Genomic DNA, 22,741 nt, shown 5'->3' with positions numbered 1-22,741 from the left:
GAAATGACGACCATGACCGACCACTTCGACGACACGACCTTCCCGCTGAGCCCCGAACAACGCGCGGTGCCGGCCGATGCGCCGCGCCTGCTGCTGCGCGCCGACATCGAGGGTACGCTCGATGCCGCGCGCCTGCGCGACGTGGTGGCGCGCGTGCTGGGCGCGCATGGCGCGCTGTGCAGTGCCATCCGCGCGGTGCCGGGCTACCGCGGCCTGCGCCAGCAGTACACCGACGGGATGACGCTGCTGGCCTGGGCGGACGCAGACCTGCGCGATGCGCCTGAAGCTGCCTTGGCCGACTGGCTGGCGAACCTGCAGGCCGCGCCGCTGGACATCGCGCGCGGCGAGATGGTCCGTGCCGGGCTCGCACGCACCGGTGAGGCGCGCCACACGCTGGCGCTTTCCGTGCATGCCTGGGTCGGCGACCGGGGCAGCCTGCAGCACTTGTTCGACCAGATCGCCACGGCCTTCGCGGACGAACACGCCTTCGATGCCGCCGAGGTGTTCCCGTACGCACGCTTCGTGACCTGGCGCCAGGACCTGCTCGACGGCGAAGACGCCGCCGAGGGACGCGCCTACTGGCAGCGCTACCTCGCGCAGGCTTCCTCGCTCACACCGCCGCGCCTCGTCGGCCGGCAAGCTGCTGCCTCCCAGCAGGCTGTGCGCGTGCGTGCTGACGAATCTGTCAATGCCACTTTCGCGAGTCGCATCGCCGCCTGCGCCGACACGCTGGGCGCGCAGCCCGACACGTTGTTGCAAGCCGTCTGGTGGCTGCTGCTCGCGCGGCTGGACGGCACCGGCCGTTTCGTCGCCGGCTGGCAGCACGACTGCCGCCGCGACTACCCGCCGATGCAGGGTGCGGTCGGCGTGTTCGACAAGGTGCTGCCGCTCATCGTCGAGACCGCCCCCGAGACGCGCTTTGCCGACTGGTTCGAGAACGTCGACGGCACGCTGGCCGCGCATGTCGAGGCGCAGGAGTACTGGGCCGTCGAGTCGCCGCCCATCGCCGCGCACCTCGCGGTCGGCTTCGCGTGCCACGAGCGGCCGCGCCGTCACGGCGCCGATCCGCAATGGCAACTGGCTGCGCTGCCGGGGCCGTTACCGGCTTTCGAACTCGCCTTGCAGGTTGCATGGGATGCCGACGGTGTCGCGCTCTCGGTGCATGCCGATGCCGCACGCCACAGCGAGGTGGCGGCGCAGCGCCTGCTGATGCAATACCTTTGCCTGCTGGATGCCATCGTCGAACGCCCCGACACTGCGCTCGGCGCGCTGCCGCTGGTCGGTGCGCGTGAGCGCGAGTTGCTGCTGCAGTCGCAAGAAGCCGTGGCCGATGTCGGCACGCAGACCGTCACGCAGCGCATCGCCCACTGGGCTGCCCAGACACCCGACGCGCCCGCGCTCGAAGCGGGCGACCAATGCCTGAACTACCGCGAGCTCGACCGGCGCACGGGCCGCGTCGCCCGCTGGCTGCAAGGGCAGGGCGTGACGCCCGGCGCCATCGTCGCGCTGAACCTGCCGCGCGCGCTCGACCTGCCGGTGGCGATCCTCTCTGTCTGGCGCGCGGGCGCCGCCTACCTGCCGCTCGACCCCGACTGGCCCGAGGCGCGCCGTGCGGCGGTGCTGGCCGATGCGCAGCCGGTGTTCACCATCGACGCCGCATTGCCCGATGCGACCACGCTGCCCGAAGCGAAAGCCGCATCGCACATCGCCGCACCGAGCGACCTCGCCTACGTGCTCTACACCTCCGGTTCCACCGGCACGCCCAAGGGCGTGGCCGTCGAGCAGGGCCAGCTGCAGAACTACGTGGCAGCCGCCTCGGCCGCGATGCAGCTCGACACCTGCCGCCGCTGGGCGCTCACCAGCTCGGTCGCGGCCGACCTGGGCAACACCGCGCTGTTCGGTGCGTTCCACAACGGCGCCTGCCTTGTCGTGGCGGCGCCGCATGAGGCGAAAGACGCCGAGGCCTTCGCGCGCTTCATGCGCACGCACGCCATCGACGCGCTGAAGATCGTGCCCTCGCACCTCGAAGCGTTGCTTGAAAGCACCACGCCCTGCCTGCCGCGCACCCTGGTGCTGGGCGGCGAGGCCGCGCCGCGCGCGCTGGTCGAGCGCATCGCGCGGCTGGCGCCGCAGTGCGCCATCTACAACCACTACGGGCCGACCGAGGCCACGGTCGGCGTCATGGTGCATGCCGTCGAAGCCGGCGCGCCCGTGCCCGAGCAGCTGCCGCTGACGCGCGTGCTCGCGAACAACCGCGTGCGCGTGCTCGATGCGTCGCGCGGCCTCGTGCCGGCCGGTGGACTGGGCGAGGTCCACATCGGTGGTGCGCAGCTGTGCCGCGGCTACCTGAACCGCGCGAACGCTGACGTGTTCGTCGCCGACCCGTTCCGTTCTGGCGAGCGGCTCTACCGCACGGGCGACCTCGCGTGGGTGCTGCCCGAAGGCGGCCTGCGGCTCGCGGGGCGCGCCGACCACCAGGTGAAGGTCCACGGCTACCGCGTCGAGCCCGCCGAGGTCGAGGCGGCGCTGCTGGCGCGGCCCGGCGTGCGCCAGGCCGTGGTGCTGGCCGTGCCCGATGCGGCCGGCGCCGCCACGCTCGCCGCCTTCTTCGTCGGCGACAGCGAGGCGACCGACGGCCGCGCGCTGCGCGAGCAACTCGCCGCGCTGCTGCCGGCGCACATGGTGCCCGCGAGCTGCACGGCCGTGAGCGCCTTCGTGCGCTTGCCGAACGGCAAGATCGACCGGCTCGCGCTGGCGGTATCGGCCCCGGCCGAAGCACCGCAGCGCGTCATCGCGGCGCCGCGCGACGCGCTCGAAGCGCTGCTCGCCGACGGCATGGCCACGCTGCTGGGCAGCGGCCCGGTCGGTGTGGAAGACGACTTCTTCGAACTCGGCGGCCACTCGCTGCAGGTCATCAAGCTGGTCGCGCGCATCCGCAAGCTGCTGCAGGTCGAGGTGGCGGCCGGCGTGGTGTTCGACCACCCGACACCCGCGGCGCTGGCCGCCGTGTTGCGCGAGGCGAGCGCCGACGCGGTCGCACTCGAAAATCTGGCGCAGACGCACCGGCAGCGCGACCTGGCCGACGAATCCGTGGGCGAGGCCGCATGAGCATCGTCATGGACGAGATCACCCGCACCGTGCACGACGGCCAGGCGGTGCCGTTGTCGTATGCGCAGGAGCAGTTGTGCTTCCTGCAGAAGCTGGAGCCCGGGCTCACGGCCTACAACCTGCCGCGCGTGTTCCGGCTGACCGGCGCGCTCGACGCCGATGCGCTGGAACGTGCGTTCCAGGCGGTCGTTGCGCGCCACGCGATCCTGCGCACGCACTTCGTCGAGCATGACGGCGTGCCGATGCAGGTGGTGCAGGCCGAGGTGCCGTTCGCGCTGGAGCGCATCGACCTTTCGGGCCAGAGCGCCGACGCGCAACAAGCCGCTGTCGATGCGCTCGTGCGCCGTACAGCGACGCATGTGTTCGACCTGGGCCGCGCGCCCGCACTGGTGGCCCGGCTCGCAAAGCTCGCAGACGACCGGCATGTGCTGGCCGTCTGCCTGCACCACATCGTGTCCGACGCCTGGTCGAACCCGATCCTGGCGCGCGACCTCGGCGCGGCCTACGCGCTGGCGCTGCGCAGCGAGGGCCCGGTGCAGCTGCCGCCGCTGCCCGTGCAGTACGCCGACTTCGCCGTGTGGCAGCGGGCCCGCGTGCAGGGCGGGGCGCTCGCGCCGCAGCTCGACCACTGGAACCGCCACCTCGGCGACGAGGTGCCGTCGCTCGATCTGCCGACCGACCGCGCACGCCCCGCGCAACAGACCTTCGCCGGCACTGCACTCGGCTTCGAACTGCCGCCGGCCCTGGCGGCGGCGTTGCAGAAGTTCTGCCGCGCCGAACGCTGCACGCCGTTCGTCGTGCTGCTCGCGGCCTGGCAGGTGCTGCTGTCGCGCTGCAGCGGGCAGGATGACTTCGCCATCGGCGTGCCCAATGCCGGCCGCCACCGCGAGGAGGTGCAGGACCTGCTGGGCTTCTTCATCACCACCCAGGTGTTCCGCGTGCGGCTCGCGCCCCGGTGCACGCTGCGCGAGGTGTGCCGCCAGGTGCGCACCGACGCGCTGGCCGCGCTCGACCATGCCGACCTGCCGTTCGAAGTGCTGCTGGCCAGCCGCAAGGACCGTCGCGATCCCGCGCGCAGCCCGCTGTTCCAGGCCATGTTCGGCGTGCAGATGGCCGGCGAGGCCGTCGCGCTCGACTTCGCGGGCGTGCGCGCCGAGCTGCAGGAGTTCGACGACGCGGGCGCCAAGTTCGACCTGTCGCTGGACTTCTACATCGACCCGCACGGCGTGCGCGGCCGGCTCGAATACAACACCGACCTGTTTGACGCCACGACCGCGCAGCGCCTGGTGCGCGCCTACCAGCGCGTGCTGCAGGCGATGTCGGACGACCCCGACCGCGTGCTCGCGAACCTCGTGCTCACCGATGCGGACGATGAGGCGCGGCTGCGTACGTGGAGCGAGAACCTGCCGCACCGCCCGTACACGCAGCCCGTGCACCGGCTCATCGAAGCACAGGCACGTCAGCAGCCGGAGTCGGTGGCGCTGGTGTTCGGCGACGCGGTGCTGCGCTATGGCGAACTCGACGCGCGCGCCAACGCGCTGGCCCACCGCCTGATCGGTCGGGGCGTACGGCCCGACATGCCCGTGGGCATCGCCGCCGAGCGCAGCCTCGAGATGGTGGTGGGGCTGCTGGCGATCCTGAAGGCCGGCGGCGCCTATGTGCCCATCGACCCCGAGCTGCCGCGCGAACGCATCGCCTACATGCTCGAAGACAGCGGGGTGACGCTGCTGCTCACGCAGTCGCACCTGCGCGAGGCGCTGCCGGTGGCGGCGCATGTGCAAATGCTGGCGCTGGATGCGCTCGACCTGTCGGCCGAATCCACCGCCCGTCCGCAGGTCGCACTGCATGGCGAGAACCTCGCCTACGTGATCTTCACCTCCGGCTCCACGGGCCGTCCCAAGGGCGCGGCCAACCGCCACAACGCGCTCTACAACCGCCTGGCCTGGATGCAGGACGCCTACGCGTTGAACGAGGGCGATACCGTGCTGCAGAAGACGCCGTTCGGCTTCGACGTGTCGGTGTGGGAGTTCTTCTGGCCGCTGATGCAGGGCGCGCGCCTTGTCGTCGCTGCGCCTGGCGATCACCGCGAGCCGGCACGCCTGGTCGAGCTGATCCGCGCGCACGGCGTGACCACGCTGCATTTCGTGCCCTCGATGCTGCAGGCCTTCCTGGCGAACGACGGCATCGAGGCCTGCACCAGCCTGCGGCGCATCGTCTGCAGCGGCGAGGCGCTGCCCGCCGAGGCTCAGGCGAAGGTGTTCGAGCGCCTGCCGGGCGCGGGGCTGTACAACCTCTACGGCCCGACCGAGGCGGCCATCGACGTGACGCACTGGACCTGCCGCGCCGACGGCCTGAACCACGTCGCCATCGGCCGCCCCATCGCGGGCTGCAAGACCTACGTGCTCGACGCGGGCCTGAACCCGGTGCCGCCGGGCGTGGGTGGCGAGCTGTACCTGGGCGGCATCGGCCTGGCGCGCGGCTACCTGCACCGGCTGGGCCTCACGGCCGAGCGCTTCGTCGCCGACCCGTTCAGCGACACCGGCGAGCGCCTGTACCGCACGGGCGACCTCGTGCGATGGCGCGACGACGGCCAGCTGGCCTACCTGGGCCGCATCGACCACCAGGTGAAGGTGCGGGGCTTCCGCATCGAGCTCGGCGAGATCGAGGCGCAGCTGCTGGCCCAGCCGCAGGTGCGCGAGGCCGTGGTGGTGGCCGACGAAGGCCCCGGCGGCACGCGGTTGGTCGGCTACGTGTCGCCGCAGCCCGGTGCGGCGGTGGACGCGGCCGTGCTCAAGGCCCGCCTGGCCGAGGTGCTGCCCGAGTACATGGTGCCAGCGCTGCTGTGCGTGCTGCCGGCCCTGCCGCTCAATGCCAACGGCAAGATCGACCGCAAGTCGCTGCCCAAGCCCGAGCGCAGCGGGGCGCAGGCCTACGAGGCGCCCGAGGGCGAGATCGAACAGGCTCTGGCAACGGTCTGGGCCGAGGTGCTCGGCCTTCCGCGCGTGGGTCGGCAGGACAACTTCTTCGAACTCGGCGGTGATTCGATCCTGAGCCTGCAGATCGTGTCGCGGCTGCGCACGGCCGGCTGGAAGCTCACGCCGCGCCAGATGTTCGAGCGCCAGACCGTCGCGGGGCAGGCGGCCGTGGCCGAGCCCGTGGGCGCGGCGGTGCAGGCCGAGCAGACCGCAGCTGAAGGCGAGGTGCCGCTGCTGCCGTTCCAGGCCGCGTTCTTCGAGGCCGACATGCCCGAGCGCCATCACTGGAACCAGTCGCTGCTGCTGCGAGGCCGCGAGCCGCTGGCAGTGCCCGCGCTCGAAGCTGCGCTGGCGGCCGTGGTGCAGCATCACGATGCCTTCCGCCTGCGCTTCCATCGAACGACCGATGGGCGTTGGCAACAGACTTACGAGGAACTGCCGGCGCGCTGGCGCGAGGAATGGCTCTGGGTGCGCGATGCAGCGCACCCCGCGCAGATCGCCGCGCTGTGCGACGAGGCGCAGCGCAGCCTCGACCTCACGCACGGGCCGCTGCTGCGTCCGCTGGTCATCCGCCTGCCCGGCGGCGACTGGCGCCTGCTGCTGGCAGCGCACCACCTCGTGGTCGATGGCGTGTCGTGGCGCATCGTGCTCGACGACCTGGCCACCGCGTACGCGCAGTGCCGCGACGGCGAACCGGTCGTGCTGCCGCCGAAGAGCGCCAGCCTGCAGGCCTGGGCGCGCGCGTTGCAGAGCGAAGCTGCCGCGATGGACGGCGAACTCGCGCACTGGCAGGCCTTCGCCGACGTGCCGGTCGCGCTGCCCTGCGCGCGGCCCGAGGGCGCGAACACCGTGGCGCGTCGCGCCAGCATCGCGTGGCAGCTCGACCGCGCGCGCACGCAGGCATTGCTCAAGACGGCGCCGGCCGCCTACCGCACGCAGGTCAACGACCTGCTGCTCACGGCACTGGGGCGCGCGCTGTGCGGCTGGAGCGGGCATGCGCAGCTCGCGATCCTGCTCGAAGGGCACGGCCGCGAAGACATCCTCCCCGCGCGGAAGGCGCTCGACCTGTCGCGCACCACGGGCTGGTTCACCAGCCTGTTCCCCGTGCGGCTCGATCCGTTGGGCGCGTGGGGCGACGCGATCAAGCGCGTGAAGGAAGACCTGCGCCGCGTGCCGCAACGCGGGCTCGGCCATGGCGTGCTGAGGCACCTGGGCACGGACGCACAGCAGCAGGCGCTGCGCGCATTGCCGCGGCCGCAGCTGGTTTTCAACTACCTGGGGCAGGTGGATGGTGCGGCCGAGGCTGCGTGGTCGCTCGCGCCCGAAGACGCGGGCGAGCCGGTCGCGGCGAGCGCGCCGCTGCTGCACGAGTTCAGCGTCAACGCGCAGGTGCGCGACGGTGCGCTGCAACTGACGGTGGACTTCAGCGCGGCGCGGCATGCGCAAGAGGACGTGCAGGGCTGGGTGAACCGCTTCGGCGACGAACTCGAAGCGCTGATCGCGCACTGCACCTCGGGCGCTTGCGGCGTCACGCCGTCGGACTTCCCGCTGGCCGGCCTCGAAGCCGCGCAGCTCGACGCGCTGCCGCTGCCCGTGGCGCAACTCGAAGACCTCTATCCGTTGTCGCCGATGCAGTCCGGCATGCTGTTCCACAGCCTGGTCGATGCGCAGGGCGAGGCTTACGTCAACCAGCTGTGCATGGACATCGACGGCCTCGATGCCGAGCGCTTCCGCGCCGCATGGCAGCGCGTGCTCGCGCGCCACGAGATCCTGCGCAGCGGCTTCCTGGCCGACGGCGCCACGCCGCTGCAATGGGTGGCGCGCAGTGCCGAGATGCCGTGGGTGGTGCAAGACCTGCGTGAGAGCGCCGATGTGCCAGGTGCACTGGCGCGGCTGGCCGCATCGCAGCGTGCGAGCGGCTTCGACCTCGCGCGCCCGCCGCTCATGCGCATCGCCCTGGCGCGCACGCAGGCGCAGCGCCATCACCTCGTCTGGACCTACCACCACCTGCTGCTTGACGGCTGGAGCGTGGCGCAGCTGCTGGCCGAGGTGCTGCGCAGCTACGCGGGGCAGGCCGGCGAGCCCGCGCCGGGGCGTTTCCGAGATCACATCGCGTGGCTCGCAACGCGCGACGCGCAGGCCGGCGAGGCGCACTGGCGCAGCGTGCTGGCCGGTGTGGAAGAACCGACGCGCCTTGCCACGGCGCTGGTGCCGCCTGTCGCACCGCGCCCGGGCAAGGCCCGCCAGCGGCTGGCCTTCGACACCGAAGCCACGCGCGGCCTGCGCGAAGCCGCGCGGGCCGCGCACGTCACGCTCAACACCGTTGTGCAGGCCGCCTGGGCGCTGCTGCTGGGCCAGCGCACGCGCACGGGCACCGTCGTGTTTGGCGCCACCGTCTCCGGCCGCAGCGCCGAGATGCCGGGTGCCGAGCGCATGCTGGGCCTGTTCATCAACACGCTGCCCGTGGTCGCGCGCCTGCGGCCCGGCCAGCCCGTGGGCGACTGGCTGCGCGAACTGCAGGCGGCGCAGGTCGCGTCGCGCGAACACGAGCACACGCCGCTGCACGAGATCCAGGCCTGGGCCGGGCTGGGCGGGCAGGGCCTGTTCGACACGCTGGTGGTGTTCGAGAACTACCCGGTCGATGCGGCCTTGCGTGGTGACGCTGCGGCCGGCCTGAGCTTCGGCACGGTGCACACGAAGGAAGAAACCTCGTACCCGCTGACGCTGATGGTGCATGACGATGCGGCGCTGCACATCGACCTCGTGCATGCGCTCGACGTGTGCGACAACACGCAGGCCGCGGCGCTCGTGGGCCAGTTGCGCGCGGCGCTGCTGGCGCTGGCCGGCGATGCGGCGCAGGTCGTGGGCCAGCTGACGTTGGCCGATGCGGCCGAGCGCAAGCGGTTGTCGTCATGGTCGCGCGGTGCATTCGCACCGCAGGCGGTCGTGCCCGTTCACCACCTCATCGAACAGCAAGCGAAGGCGAACCCCGACGCACTGGCACTGGTCACAGCCGAGCATCGCCTCACCTACGCCGCACTGAATCGCCTCGCCAACCGCTGGGCGCATCGCTTGATCGCGCAGGGCGTGCGGCCCGACATGCCGGTCGCGATCGCGGTCGATCGCTCGGCCGAGACCGTCGTCGGCCTGCTCGCCGTGCTCAAGGCCGGCGGCGCGTACGTGCCGCTCGACCCGGCGTTCCCGACCGAACGCCTGGCCTACATGGTCGAGGACAGCGGCGCCTCGCTGCTGCTCACGCGCCGCGCGCTGATGCCGCGTTTGCCCGACGCAGCAAGCGTGCAGAGGCTGGCCTTCGACCTCGACGCAACCGACGACGGCATCGCCGACTGGCCCGACCACGACCCGGCGGTGCCGGTGCATGGCGAGCAGCTGGCCTATGTGCTCTACACCTCGGGCTCCACCGGCCGCCCGAAGGGCGTGGCGATGCGCCACGACGCGGTGGCGCGCCTCATCGCGTGGCAACTGCAACGCCTGCCGGGCGCGAGCCGCACGCTGCTGTTCGCCTCGCCGTGCTTCGACGTGGCGTTCCAGGAAATGGTCAGCGGGCTGGCCGGCGGCGGCTGCCTCGTGCAGACGACCGACGCGCAGCGGCTCGACCTCGATGCGCTCGAGGCGTTGGTGCACGGAGAAGGCGTCGAACGCATGTTCCTCACCTTCTCGGTGCTGCAGCATTTCGCCGAACAGTCGCTGGCCTCGGGCCGGCGGTTGCCGGCGCTGCGGCAGGTCATCACGGCGGGCGAGCAGCTCAAGCGCACGCCCGCGCTGGCCGAGTGGCTGGCGCGCGAATCGCAGTGTCGGCTCATCAACCAGTACGGGCCGACCGAGACGCACGTGGTGAGCGAGTTCGTGCTCGACGGTGCAGGCCCCGACGACCTGCCGCCCATCGGCACGCCCGCATCGAGCGCGTGCCTGCGCGTGCTCGATGCCAATCTTCAACCCGTGCCCGTCGGCGTGGCCGGCGAGCTGTGCGTGGGCGCCGAGGTGCTGGCGCGCGGCTACCTGCACCGCGCCGGCCTGACGGCGCAGCGCTTCGTCGCCGATCCGTTCGATGGGCATGGCGGGCGGCTCTACCGCACCGGCGACCTCGTGCGCTGGCGCGATGACGGGCAGCTCGAGTACCTCGGCCGGCTCGACCATCAGGTGAAGGTGCGGGGCTTTCGCATCGAACTCGGCGAGGTCGAGTCGCAGCTGCTCGCGCAGCCCGGCGTGCGACAGGCCCTGGTGCTGGCGCAGGACGGGCCGGGCGGCGCGCGCCTGGTGGCGTATGCCGCGGGCGCCGAAGGCCAGCCGCTGCGCCCCGCGGCGCTGCGTGCGGGGCTGGCGGCGGCGCTGCCCGACTACATGGTGCCGAGCGTCATCGTCGCGATGCCGCAGGGGCTGCCGCTGAACGCCAACGGCAAGGTCGACCGGCAGGCGCTGCCGCCGCCCGAAGCGGCGGAAGAGCGCGCCCACGTGCCGGCGCAGGGCGCCACCGAAGTCGCGCTGGCGGGTCTGTGGGCGCAGGTGCTGGGGCTGTCGCGCGTGGGGCGCGGCGACAACTTCTTCGAGCTCGGTGGGCATTCGCTCGCGGTGCTCAAGCTGCGCCAGCAGGTCAAGGCGCAGATGGGCATCGACCTGCCGCTGCAGCGTTACTTCGAGCTGCCCGACCTGGCGGCGTGCGCGCAGGCGCTCGACGCGCAAGGGCCGGCGCAGGCGCAGCAGGCCGCGCAGGCCGAGAGCGATCTCGATCGCATGGATGCATTGTTGGAAAGTCTGGGGGGTTGAGTGAGCAGTAGCGAACGCAGTAGGGCCATCGCCCAACGGCTGGCGGGTTTGCCGCCGGCGCGGCAGAAGGAATTCATCGCCGCGTTGCGTGCGCAGGGCATCGACTTCGGCCGCCTGCCGATCGTGCCCGACCCGGCCGCCGTGCCCGGTGCGCCGCGGCCCGCCTCGTACGCGCAGGCGCGCCAGTGGTTCCTCTGGCAGATGGACCCCGAAAGCACGGCGCAGCACATCACGGCCGCGCTCACGCTGCACGGCGCGCTCGACCATGCGGCGCTGCGCGCGAGCCTGCAGGCGCTGGTGGCGCGGCACCCGTCGCTGCGCACGCGTTTCGGCGTGAGCGACGACGGCGTGCCGCAGCAGACCGTGTCGCCCGAGGCGGTGCTCGACCTGCGTGAAGCCGATCTGCGCGCCCACCCCGCGCAGGTGCGCGACGAGGCCGCGCGCCTCGTGCGCACGCCCTTCGACCTGGCGAACGGCCCGCTGTTGCGCGTGGGCCTGCTGCGCACCGGCGAGACCGCGCACCTGCTGGTGCTGGTGATGCATCACATCGTGTCCGACGGCTGGTCGATGCAGCTGCTGGTCGACGACTTCGGCGCGCTGTACCAGGCGCACCGTCAAGGGAACGCCGTCGCCGTGCCGCCCGCGCCCGCCCTGCAGTACGCCGACTACGCCGCCTGGCAGCGCAATTGGCTCGAAGCGGGCGAGGGCGAACGTCAGCTCGCTTACTGGACCGGGCGGCTCGGCGGTGAGCAGCCGCTGCTGCAACTGCCCGCCGACCGCGCGCGTCCGCCGCAGGGGCCGTACCTGGCCGCGCGCCATCGGCTCGACCTGCCGGATGAGTTGACGCAGGCGCTGCGCCGCCGCGCGAGCGCCGAGGGCGCGACGCTCTTCATGGTGCTGCTGGCCGGCTTCCAGGCGCTGCTGCACCGCTACACGGGCCAGGGCGACATCCGGCTCGGCGTGCCCGTGGCCAACCGCGACCGGCCCGAGACGGCCGGCATCCTCGGCCTGTTCGTCAACACGCAGGTGCTGCGCGCCAAGCTGGGCGGCCACACCACGCTGGCCGAGGCGCTAGCGCAGGCACGCGAAGCGGCGCTAGGCGCGCAGGCGCACCAGGACCTGCCGTTCGAACAGCTGGTCGAGGCGCTGCAGCCCGAGCGCAGCCTGAGCCACCCGCCGCTGTTCCAGGTGATCTTCAACCACCGGCAGCAGGACCTGGGCGCGCTCGACCGGCTTGAAGGCCTGCGCATCGAACCCTGCGAACTCGACGAACAGGCGGCGCCCTTCGAACTCGCGCTCGACACGCTGGAGCAGGCCGACGGGACGCTCGGCCTGAGCTTCACCTACGCCCGCGCGATCTTCGAGCCCGCGACCATCGAGCGCATGGCCGCGCACTACGTCGCGGTGCTGCGCCAGCTGGCCGACGACCCTACGCGCACGTTGCGCGAGGTGGCGCTGCTCGGTCCGCAGGAGCACGCCCAGTTGCGCCAGTGGGGCGAGGGCCAGGACACCGCCTGGGACGAGGTGCCCGTGCACCGGCTCGTCGAGCGCCAGGCCGCGCTGCGGCCCGAGGCCACGGCGCTGATCGTCGATGGCGTGCCGATGAGTTTTCGCGACTTCGACATGCGCGCCAACAGGCTCGCGCACGCACTCATCGCGCAGGGCGTGCAGCCCGAGGACCGCATCGGCCTCGCGGTGGAACGTTCGCCCGAGATGGTGGTGGCGCTGCTCGGCGTGCTGAAAGCGGGCGCGGCCTACGTGCCGCTCGACCCCGACTACCCGCCCGACCGGCTCGATTTCATGGCGGCCGACAGCGGCGTGCGGCTGCTGCTCACGCAGGCGCGTGTGCGCGAGCGGCTGGGCGCGTCGATGCAGGCGCTGCCCGCGCTGCTGCTCGACGGCGGTGTGCTCGACAGTGGCCCCGACGGTGCACCCGATGTCGCGGTGCATCCCGAGCACCTGGCCTATGTGATCTACACCTCGGGCTCCACCGGCCAGCCCAAGGGCGTGGCCGTGGCGCATGGCCCGTTGAGCATGCACATCCAGACCATCGGTCGCGCCTACGGCATGACGCCCGAAGACCGCGAGCTGCAGTTCGCGTCGATCAACTTCGATGGCGCGCACGAGCGCATCTGGACGCCGCTGGCCTTCGGCGCCACGCTGATGCCGCGCAGCCAGGAACTGTGGACCGTGCACCGCAGCCGCGAAGAGATGCGGCGCCACGGCATCACGGTCGCCTGCTTCACGCCGGGCTACCTGCAGCAGATGGCCGACGAGCTCGGCGAGGACGGGCGCGTGCCCACGCTGCGCTCGTACACCGTCGGCGGCGAGGCCATGGGCCGCGTGGCCTGCGAGCGCGTGATGCAGACGCTGCAGCCGCCGCGCCTCATCAACGGCTACGGCCCGACCGAGACGGTGATCACGCCAACGATCGCCAAGGCCTATGCCGGCACTGCTTTCGACGCCGCCTACCTGCCCATCGGCGCGCCCGTGGGCGACCGCCGCGCCGTGGTGCTCGACACCGACATGAACCTGGTGCCGCCTGGCATGGCCGGCGAGCTGTACCTCGGCGGTTCGGGGCTAGCGCGCGGCTACCTGAACCGCGCCGGCCTGAGCGCCGAGCGCTTCGTGGCCGACCCCTTCGATGCGAAGGGCGGGCGCCTGTACCGCACGGGCGACCTCGTGCGCTGGCGCGCTGACGGACAGCTCGAATACCTGGGACGGCTCGATCACCAGGTGAAGGTGCGCGGTTTCCGCATCGAGCTCGGCGAGGTCGAGGCGCGGCTGCGCGCGCAGCCCGGCGTGCGCGAGGCCGTGGTGGTCGCGCGCGAGCGTGCAGGCGGTGCGCTGTTGCTGGCCTACGTGTCGAGCCTCGACGCGCAACGCCCGGTCGAGGCCTTCACGCTGCGCGACGGGCTGGCGCAGGTGCTGCCCGAGTACATGGTGCCGTCGGCGATCACCGTGCTCTCGGCGCTGCCGCTGAACGCCAACGGCAAGGTCGACCGCGCCGCGCTGCCCGAGCCCGTGTTCGCTGCTACAGCCGACAGTTGGGAAGCGCCGCAGGGCGCGGCCGAGGAGGCGATGGCCGCCGTGTGGGCCGAGGTGCTCGGCGCGCCGCGCGTGGGCCGCAACGACAACTTCTTCGAACTCGGCGGCCATTCGCTGCTGGCCATGCAGCTGCTCGAGCGGCTGCGCCGGCAGGGCTTCGGCGCGCAGGTGCGCACGCTGTTCCAGAACCCGCGCTTTGCCGACTTCGCGCGCGCCACGCTGGAGGCCGGCGCCTCGCCGCGCCCGGCGCCGGTAGTGCCCGACAACGCGATTCACGACGGCTGCACTTTGCTCACGCCGCAGATGCTGCCGCTGGTGACGCTCGACGATGCGCAGCTGCGCCGCATCGAAGCCGCGGTGCCCGGCGGCGCGGCCAACATCCAGGACATCTACCCGCTCGCGCCGCTGCAGGAAGGCCTGCTGTTCCATCACCTGATGCAGGCCGAGGGCGACGTCTATGTGCAGTCGCTGCAGATGCGCTTCGACAGCGAGGCCCGGCTCCATGCGTTCATGGACTGCCTGAACCGCGTCATCGCGCGCCACGACATGCTGCGCACGGCGGTGCTGTGGGAAGGGCTGGCGGAGCCGGTGCAGGTGGTGCACCGCCATGCACCCGCCAAGATCGAATGGCTGGCTATCGACGCCGCCGCGGGCGATGTCGCCGCGCAACTCGAAGCCCATGTGCGCCCCGGCCACTACCGCCTCGACGTGCGCCGCGCGCCCATGCTGCGCGCCATCGCCGCGCACGATGCGGCGGGCGGCGGCTGGCTGCTGCAGCTGCCAAGCCACCACCTGGCGCTCGACCATGTCTCGCGCGACCTGCTGGTCGAGGAGATCACGCTGCTGCTGCAAGGCCGCGCCGACGCGCTGCCCCCGCCCGTGCCGTTCCGCAGCTTCGTCGCGCAGGCACGGCTGGGTGCCGACGTGGCCGAGCAGGAGTCCTTCTTCCGCCGCATGCTCGGCGACGTGCGCGAACCGACCGCGCCCTTCGACCTGTTCGATGCGCGCGGCGACGGCACGGCGGTGGAAGAAGCACACCTCGAACTCGACGCGGCGCTGGCGCAGGCTGTGCGCACGCAGGCGCAGCGCAGCGGCGTGAGCGCGGCCACGCTGTTCCACCTGGCGTGGGCACTGGTGCTGGCCAAGACCACGGGCAAGGACGACGTGGTGTTCGGCACCGTGCTGTTCGGCCGGCTCGCGGGCGGCGAGGGCGCGGGGCGCGCGCTCGGCATGATGATCAACACGCTGCCGCTGCGCGTGACGCTGGGCCGCAGCCATGCACTGGCCTGCGTGCGCCAGACCCACGCCGCGCTGGCCGGCCTGCTGCACCACGAGCACGCGAGCCTGTCGCTCGCGCAGCGCTGCAGCGCGGTGCCCAAGGGCACGCCGCTGTTCTCGACGCTGCTGAACTACCGCTATGTGGCGCAGGCGCCCGAGGCGGGTGCCGATGCCGGCGGCTGGGAGGGCATCGAGACGCTCGGCGCGCAGGAGCGCTCCAACTACGCCTTCGCGCTGTCGGTGAACGAACGCGCCGACGGCTTCGCGCTGACCGCGCAGGTCGATGCATCGGTTGGCGCCGCGCGCGTGTGCCAGTACATGCACGACGCGGTGCGCCGCGTGGCCGACGACCTCGCGCAGGCGGCCACGCACCCGGTCGTCGCCTTCGACCTGTACACGGCCGACGAGGCGCAGCGCCTGCAGGCCTGGGGCGAGAACACGCCGGCCTACCAGCACACCGCACCGGTGCACGTGCTGGTCGCACGCCAGGCCGCGCTGCGGCCCGAGGCCACGGCGCTGATCTTCGGCGACCGCACGTTGAGCTACGCCGCGCTGGAGGCGCGCGCCAACCGGCTGGCGCACCACCTCGTGCGCGCGGGTGTGCGGCCCGAGGTGCGCGTGGGCCTTGCGGTGCGGCGCTCGGCCGACATGGTCGTGGCGCTGCTCGCGATCCTGAAGGCCGGCGGCGCCTACGTGCCGCTCGACCCGGCGTATCCGCCGCAGCGCCTGGCCTATATGGTGGAAGACAGCGGCGTCGCGCTGCTGCTGGCCGACGACGCAGTGGTGCTGGGCCGCATCGGCAAGCCCGGTGTGAAAGCACTGACGCTCGACACGCTCGACCTGTCGAACGGCCCGTCGCACGATCCCGGCGTGGCCGTGCACCGCGACCACCTGGCCTATGTGATCTACACCTCGGGCTCGACCGGCAAGCCCAAGGGCGTGGCCGTGGCGCACGGCCCGCTGGCCATGCATGTGCAGTCCATCGGCGAGGCCTACGGCATGACGCCGGACGACCGCGAGCTGCAGTTCGCGTCGATCAACTTCGACGGCGCGCACGAGCGCACCTGGGTGCCGCTGGCCTTCGGCGCGGCGCTGATGCCGCGCGACGAAGAGGTCTGGCCGGTGGAGCGCACTTGCGCCGAGATCGCGCGCCACGGCATCACCATCGCCTGCTTCACGCCCGGCTACCTGCACCAGATGGCCGAGCTGATGGGCGAGGCCGCGAGCCGGCTGCCGATCCGCTCCTACACCGTGGGCGGCGAGGCGATGCCGCGCACCAGCTTCGCGCTGGTGCAGTCGGTGCTGAAGCCGCCGCGCATCGTCAACGGCTATGGGCCGACCGAGACGGTGATCACGCCGATGATCGCCAAGGCCGCACCGGGCGAGGGCTTCGACGCGGCCTACATGCCCATCGGCCGCCTCGTGGGCGACCGCACGGCCTATGTGCTCGACGGCGCCATGAACCAGGTGCCGCCCGGCGTGGCCGGCGAGCTGTACCTCGGCGGCGACGGCCTGGCGCGCGGCTACCTGCAGCGCGCGGGCCTGAGCGCGGAACGCTTCGTGGCCGACCCCTTCGGCGCGCCGGGCGGCCGGCTCTACCGCACGGGCGACCTCGTGCGATGGGAGCCCGACGGGCAGATGGCCTACCTGGGGCGCATCGACCACCAGGTGAAGATCCGCGGCTTTCGCATCGAGCTCGGCGAAATCGAGGCGCAGCTGCTGGCGCTGCCGCAGGTGCGCGAGGCCGTGGTCGTCGCCAGCCAGGGCGCGGGCGGCGCGCGGCTGGTGGCGTATGTGTCGCCGCTGGCGGGCGAGCGCATCGAGACTGCGCGGCTGCGTGCCAGCCTCGCGGCGCTGCTGCCCGAGCACATGGTGCCGGCGGCCATCGTCGTGCTCGACGCGCTGCCGCTGAACATGAGCGGCAAGGTCGATCGCCATGCGCTGCCGGCGCCGGTGTTCGCCGGCGGCGACGGCTACGACGCACCGCGCGGCAGCACCGAGCAGGCGCTCGCGCGCATCTGGTCCGAGGTGCTGGGCGTGGCACGCGTGGGCCGCGACGACAACTTCTTCGAACTCGGCGGCGATTCGCTGCTGAGCCTGAAGGTGATGGCGCAGGCACGGCGCCTGGGCCTGCCGGCGCTGGACCTGAAGCTGCACGACTTCCTGCGCGCGCCGACCATCGCGGGGCTGCTGGGCGGGCGTGCCGATGCGCCGTCGCTGGTGGCCCTGAACGCCGTGGTGCCCGGTGCGCCGCCGCTGTTCTGCATGCACGCCGCCCTGGGCACGGTGTACGACTACGCGCCGCTGGCGCGCCGCCTGCAGGGCGTGCGCACCGTGTACGGCCTGCCGTGCCGCATGCTCGCTGACCCCGCGCACCGCGACGTGTCGCTGGCGCGCATGGCCGACGACTACGCCCGCATGGTCCGTGCCGTGCAGCCGCAGGGGCCGTACCACCTGCTGGGCTGGTCGCTCGGCGGTGCGCTCGCGGCGGCCGTGGCCGCGCGGCTCGAGGCCGAAGGGCAGGCCGTGGCCTTTCTCGGTCTGGTCGATCCCTATGTGCCCGAGCCCGACGCGCCCCTGCAGACGGTGGACGACGACGGCCGCCGCGACTTCGCCGATTTCATCGCCTCGGCCTGGCCGGCGGCGCGCCTGGACGGACTGCTGGACATCGACGACTTCGTCAGCGATGAAGCCACGGTGGCCGCGCTGCTCACCCAGGCGCGTGCGAAAGCGCAGGCCCGTGGCGATGCGCTGGAGATGCCGGCGCACGCGAACCTGCCCGACGACGAGCTGGCCCGCATCTTCCTCGTGAGCCAGCAACTGAAGGCGATCGAGACCGAGGCACTCGTGCCGCTGCGCTGCCACGCCGAGTGCTGGTGGATCGCGCGGCGCCCGGCGGCGGACCGCGCCGCGCTCGCGCTGCAACTGGGGCGGCCGGACCTCGCGAGCGCCGCGGCGCTCGACGAGGACCACCACGCGATCCTGCGCAGCCCGGTGTTGTTGACGCAACTGGGCGAGCGACTGGGCGAGGCCGAAGCCTTCGCGGTCTGAGACCCAGGCATAAAAAAACGCACGACCCGGCAGCCGGGTCGTGCGTCAAGGGCACCCTTATGCCGGTGCCGCCCTATTTCATTTCGTTGGTGCGTGTCAGAGCTTGTAGCTGAGCTTCAGCCAGGCGTTGCGCGGGTTGCCCTGCGTGTAGCCGTTGTAGGCGCCCAGGCCGTTGTAGTAGCGCTTGTCGCCGAGGTTCTCGATGTGCAGCGAGGCGCTCAGGCGGTTGTTGATGTCGTAGCGCGCCATCAGGCCGAACAGCGTCAGGCCGCCTTGCGAGGCGCGGCCGAGTTCGTTGAACTCGTCGTAGTAGATGCCGCTCTGGTAGCTCACGCTGCCGCCGACGGTGAGCTTGCTCCACTCGCCCGGCAGGCGGTAGCTGGTGGCCACCCGGAACAGGCGGCGCGGGTACTGCGGGTTCAGCAGCACGCCGTCGGCATCGCGCTTGGCGTGGTAGGTGTAGCCCGCGAGCATCTGCAGGCCCGGCAGCACTTCGCCGGCGGCGGTGAGCTCGAAGCCCTTGCTCTTGGCGCCCTGCACCGCGCGGTACGGAATGCCGCCGTCGGGCAGCAGCGAGCCGGCGCCGGTGTCGATCACGGCCAGGTTGGTCTCGCGCGTCTTGAAGATCGCGGCGCTGGTGTTGAGCTTGCCGCCGAAGTGCTCGCCCTTCAGGCCCAGCTCGATGTTCTTGCCGCGCTGCGGTGCAATGAGCGAGTTGTTGCGGTCGCGCACCGTGTTGGGCTGGAAGATGTCGGTGTAGCTGCCGTACAGCGAGAGTTCCTTGCTCACGTCGAACACCACGCCCAGGTAGGGCGTGACCACGCCGTTCTCGCGCATCGAACTCACGCCGGTGCGTCGCCAGGTGGTCCAGTCGAGCGTGGACGCATCGGACTTGTACCAGGTGCCGCGCGCGCCGACGATGAGCGACAGCGGCTCGGCCAGCTTCAGGCGGGTCGAGGCGTAGATGGCTTTCTCGGTGGTGTTCAGCGGCGCCGTGTACAGCGGGTACGAGAAGGAGGTCGGCTCGGGGAAGCTCTGCAGCTGGTAGAAGTTCAGCGGCCGGCGGTCGATCATGCGCGGCACGGCGCCGCGCGTGTAGACCGTGGCGTCGTAGGTGTTGTAGCTCATGCCCACCACGGCCTCGTGCGTCTGGCCGAAGGCCTCGAACGGGCCCTTCAGGTGCACGTCGAGGGCCTTGTTGGCGCCTTCGGCGGGGTTCTCGCGGATGTCGATGGTGGAGGCGCCGGTGCGCGCGTTGATCGCGCGGTAGATGCTCAGGTCGCCCGAGGCGCGCTCGCGCTTGCTCTTGAGGTAGCTGGCGTCCACCTTGAGCTGCCAGCCCGCGCCCAGGCGCTGGTCGAGGTTGGCGAACAGCTTGTCGCTGTACATGTCCCAGTAGCTCCACGGCGCGCTGGAGTTGAACGAGCGCGGCAGGTTGGTGCGCTGGCCGTTGCTGAAGAACAGCGGGCTCTGGCCGTAGTTGGCGCCGTCGATGGCGGTCTTCTGGTGCTCGAAGCCCACCGACAGGCGCGAGCCCGCCGCGAGGTCGACTTCGAGAATGCCGTACAGCGCGTCTTCGCTGCGCTTCTTGTTCTCGATGAAGCTCTTGCCGTCGGTGCGCGAGGCCATGAAGCGGCCGCGCACGGTGCCGTCGGCGTTGAGCGGACCGCCCACGTCGATCTCTGCGTTGTAGCGGCTCCAGCTGCCGATGCCGCCCGAGATGTGCCCTGCGAACTCCGAGGTCGGGCGCTTGCGCACGAGGTTGATGGCGCCGCCAGGCGAGCCCACGCCGTTGAGGAGGCCAGCCGCGCCGCGGATCACCTCGACGCGGTCGTAGAAGGCGGTGCTGATCATGCTCGACTCGCCGGCCACGCTGTTGAAGCCCAGCGTGGGCACGCCGTCGATCATGGTGCTCAGGGCGAAGCCGCGCGAGGAGAAGGTCACGCGCTCGTCGTTGCGGTCGGCCACGATGCCGGGCGTCTGGCGCAGCACGTCCTCGAGGGTGACGAGGTTCTGGTCGTCGATCTGCTGGCGACCGATGACGCTGACCGACTGCGGCGTTTCGCGCAGCGACAGGTCCATGCGCGTGGCACCGGCGGCGGCGCGCGTGGTGTACGAGCCCGTGCCTTCGGTGGTGCCGTCGGTGGCGGCCTGCGCGGCCACGGTCACGGCCGGCAGCGTGGACGCACCGGCCGTGCTCTGGCGCTGGATGGTGACGCGCGTGGGGCCGTTGCGCACGGCCACGAGGCCGCTGCCGGCCAGCAGGCGGTCGAGCGCCTGCTGGAAGCTCAGGCGGCCCGACACGGCCGGTGCGGCCAGGCCCGAGACCACGTCACCGGCGGCGAGCACCTGCACGCCGGTCTGGCGCGACAGCTCGTTGAGCGCGGCGCCCAGCGGCTGGGCGGGGACGTTGATGTCGCGTGCTTGTGCAGCGGACTGGTCGGCGCCCTGGGCGGCGGCGAGGCCGCTCCAGCTGGCAAGGGCGGTTCCGAAGGCGGCGGCAAGCGCGGCGCTCAGGAGTCGGTGGCGAGGCGAGAAACGCATGGGTGAAGGCTCCAGACAAATAAATCGGTGCGGCATGAAACGGGGGCGCGCCGCAGCCGTCGATCGGATGCGGGGTGCTTCTGGATGTAAGACGTTTGAACTCGAAAAAGAGAGACAGGCCCGTGACAAGGCATCGGCCGCCGCGGCGATGCGGGTCGAAAAACGAGCGGGAAAAGGAGCAGCGCGCCCGTGGGCACGCCCGGGTCAGCGCGCCTGCAGGTGCACGCTGCCGTCGGGCCGGGCCACCGCCACCAGCGGCAGGATGGCCGGCAGTGCGTCGAGCAGGCCGGCCGAGTCGTTGGTGCGAAAGCGCCCCGAGAGCCGCATCGCGTCGATGCGGGCGTCGGCGCCGACGATGGGCGCGCTGCGGTAGCTGTTGACCGCGGCCAGCGCGTCGCCCAGCGGGGTGTTGTCGAACACCAGCCAGCCGTCGCGCCAGGCCGAGAGGGCGGCGGTGTCGGCCTGGCGCACCGGGTCGGCGTGGCCGTCGCGCACCTCGAGCATGTCGCCGACGCGCAGGTCGACCACTTCGCCGCTGCGTTCGGTGCCGGCGTGGCGCAGCACCTGCACGCGCACATGACCGTGCTCGACGCCCACGGTGATCGGGCCGCCGCGGTCGCGCACGGTGAAGGCGGTGCCGACGACTTCGATGATGGCCTCGCGCGTGCGCACCACGAAGGGACGGTCGGCGTCGGGCGCCACATCGAAGCGGACCTCGCCGCGCGCCATGTCGATCATGCGGCGGCGGCGGTAGAGCGTGACGTCGACGGCGCTCTGGGGCGCCAGGTCGAGGCGGCTGCCGGCTGAGACATCGGCGGCATCGGCCAGCGTGACCTTGAGCATCCGCGCGTTCGGTGTGCGGTACGTCGCCTGGAACACGGGCTGCTGCCAGTACCACTGCACGCCGCGCCCCGCGACCACGCCGGCGCCGAGCAGCCCGGCGACCGACAGCAGCATCTTGCGGCGCGAGGGGTTGCGTGGGGCCGGTGCGGGCACGGGTTCGTCGAAGTGCGCGCGCAGGTCGTCGGCCATGCCGCCCAGGGCGTTCCAGCGCTCGCGCGCCTCGCGCACGGCGGCGGCGTGTTCGGGCGAGCGCGTGCGCCACTGGTCGAGCGCGAGCCGGGCGCTGTTGGCGGCCGGGCTCGGCGGCGCGATCTCGTCCTCGACGATGAGCGCGAGCGCGCGTTCGATCAGCCGTTCACGCGGAACGACCGCTGTGGCCGCACGGCTCATGAAAAGTCTTCGGCCAGTGCGGTGTCGAAGCCCGCGTGGCTGTTCACCGCCTGCGGCTCGATCAGTTCATGGCGCAGCTCGGCGAACACGCGCGAGCAGTCGATGGTGGCGCGCAGCAGGTGCTTGGCGACCGCCATCTCGGTGATGCCCAGGCGCTGCGCGATCTCGGCGCGCGAGTGGCCGTAGGCGCGGAACAGCAGGAACACCTCGCGCCGGCGCGGCGGCAGCTGTTCCATGGTTTCCACCACGCGGCGCAGCACACGGTGCTGCGCCACGACGTATTCGGACGAGGGGGCCGTGAGGTGCGTGCCCACGACGGCATGCGAGACGGCCCACTCCTGCGCCACCTTGCGGTGGCGGGCTTCGTCGATGCACAGGTTGCGCGCCACGCGGAACAGCAGGGCGCGCGGCGACTCGATGGCGGCGCCGTCACGCAGGCCGAGGGTGTGCGTGTACACGCGCTCGAAGCTGGACTGCGCGATGTCGGCCGCATGGTGCGGGTCGCGCAGGTCGCGCGTGAGCTGCCGGCGCAAGTCCGCGTAGTGAGACACAAGTTCCTGGACGAGGTCGCGCATCCGGTCGCCTTCTCGCAAGCATCGACAAAGGACCCCTGGGCCGATGGCTGGTGCGCGCCGGTGAAGAGGAGGCGAGGGCGCTGGCTTCGGTGACCCCGGGGATGGGGTGAATAAGAACTATTCTTATTGAGTGTAGCACCGAAG

The 22,741-nt window shown here is 71.9% G+C and carries 6 protein-coding genes; 3 read left to right on the top strand and 3 right to left on the bottom strand.

The features are described from left to right. The first annotated feature begins 3 nt into the window (after positions 1-3). From AC3WQR_RS08310 to AC3WQR_RS08300, 3 genes are read left to right on the top strand one after another with little or no spacing between them, the layout of a single operon-like run. The gene (locus AC3WQR_RS08310) at positions 4-3,108 is read left to right on the top strand and encodes a non-ribosomal peptide synthetase (protein ID WP_492741713.1); all 3,105 of its coding nucleotides are present in this window, start codon (positions 4-6) and stop codon (positions 3,106-3,108) included. After that, positions 3,105-10,868, top strand: a complete 7,764-nt coding sequence (locus AC3WQR_RS08305) for an amino acid adenylation domain-containing protein (protein WP_492741712.1) — start codon at positions 3,105-3,107, stop codon at positions 10,866-10,868. The genes AC3WQR_RS08310 and AC3WQR_RS08305 overlap by 4 nt, the downstream gene beginning before the upstream one ends. Beyond that, positions 10,869-18,245 (top strand): amino acid adenylation domain-containing protein, encoded by a 7,377-nt coding sequence (locus tag AC3WQR_RS08300; protein WP_492741711.1) that lies wholly within the window; start codon positions 10,869-10,871, stop codon positions 18,243-18,245. Positions 18,246-18,341: 96 nt separating this feature from the next. Here AC3WQR_RS08300 and AC3WQR_RS08295 read toward each other — a convergent pair whose 3' ends face one another. The 3 genes from AC3WQR_RS08295 to AC3WQR_RS08285 all read right to left on the bottom strand — a co-directional run bounded on the left by AC3WQR_RS08295 (position 18,342) and on the right by AC3WQR_RS08285 (position 22,597). Continuing rightward, positions 18,342-20,789: a TonB-dependent siderophore receptor gene (locus AC3WQR_RS08295; RefSeq protein ID WP_492741710.1), complete on the bottom strand. Its 2,448-nt coding sequence runs from the start codon at positions 20,787-20,789 to the stop codon at positions 18,342-18,344. A gap of 204 nt (positions 20,790-20,993) precedes the next feature. Beyond that, complete coding sequence (locus AC3WQR_RS08290) at positions 20,994-22,022, bottom strand: FecR family protein (RefSeq protein WP_492741709.1); 1,029 nt, start codon at positions 22,020-22,022, stop codon at positions 20,994-20,996. Then, positions 22,019-22,597, bottom strand: a complete 579-nt coding sequence (locus AC3WQR_RS08285) for an RNA polymerase sigma factor (protein WP_070062439.1) — start codon at positions 22,595-22,597, stop codon at positions 22,019-22,021. Before AC3WQR_RS08285 ends, AC3WQR_RS08290 begins: the two co-directional genes overlap by 4 nt. Between the last annotated feature and the right edge of the window lie 144 nt (positions 22,598-22,741).

It is taken from the genome of Variovorax sp. FW305-3-2-15-B-LB1 (genome assembly GCF_058787635.1).
This window is presented reverse-complemented; position numbering and strand designations above follow the sequence as displayed.

Bases quoted from the DNA above. Each gene is read 5' to 3' on its own strand.
- AC3WQR_RS08310 (WP_492741713.1), top strand. From the start codon at position 4: ATGACGACCATGACCGACCACTTCGACGACACGACCTTCCCGCTGAGC.
- AC3WQR_RS08305 (WP_492741712.1), top strand. From the start codon at position 3,105: ATGAGCATCGTCATGGACGAGATCACCCGCACCGTGCACGACGGCCAG.
- AC3WQR_RS08295 (WP_492741710.1), bottom strand. From the start codon at position 20,789: ATGCGTTTCTCGCCTCGCCACCGACTCCTGAGCGCCGCGCTTGCCGCC.
- AC3WQR_RS08290 (WP_492741709.1), bottom strand. From the start codon at position 22,022: ATGAGCCGTGCGGCCACAGCGGTCGTTCCGCGTGAACGGCTGATCGAA.
- AC3WQR_RS08285 (WP_070062439.1), bottom strand. From the start codon at position 22,597: ATGCGCGACCTCGTCCAGGAACTTGTGTCTCACTACGCGGACTTGCGC.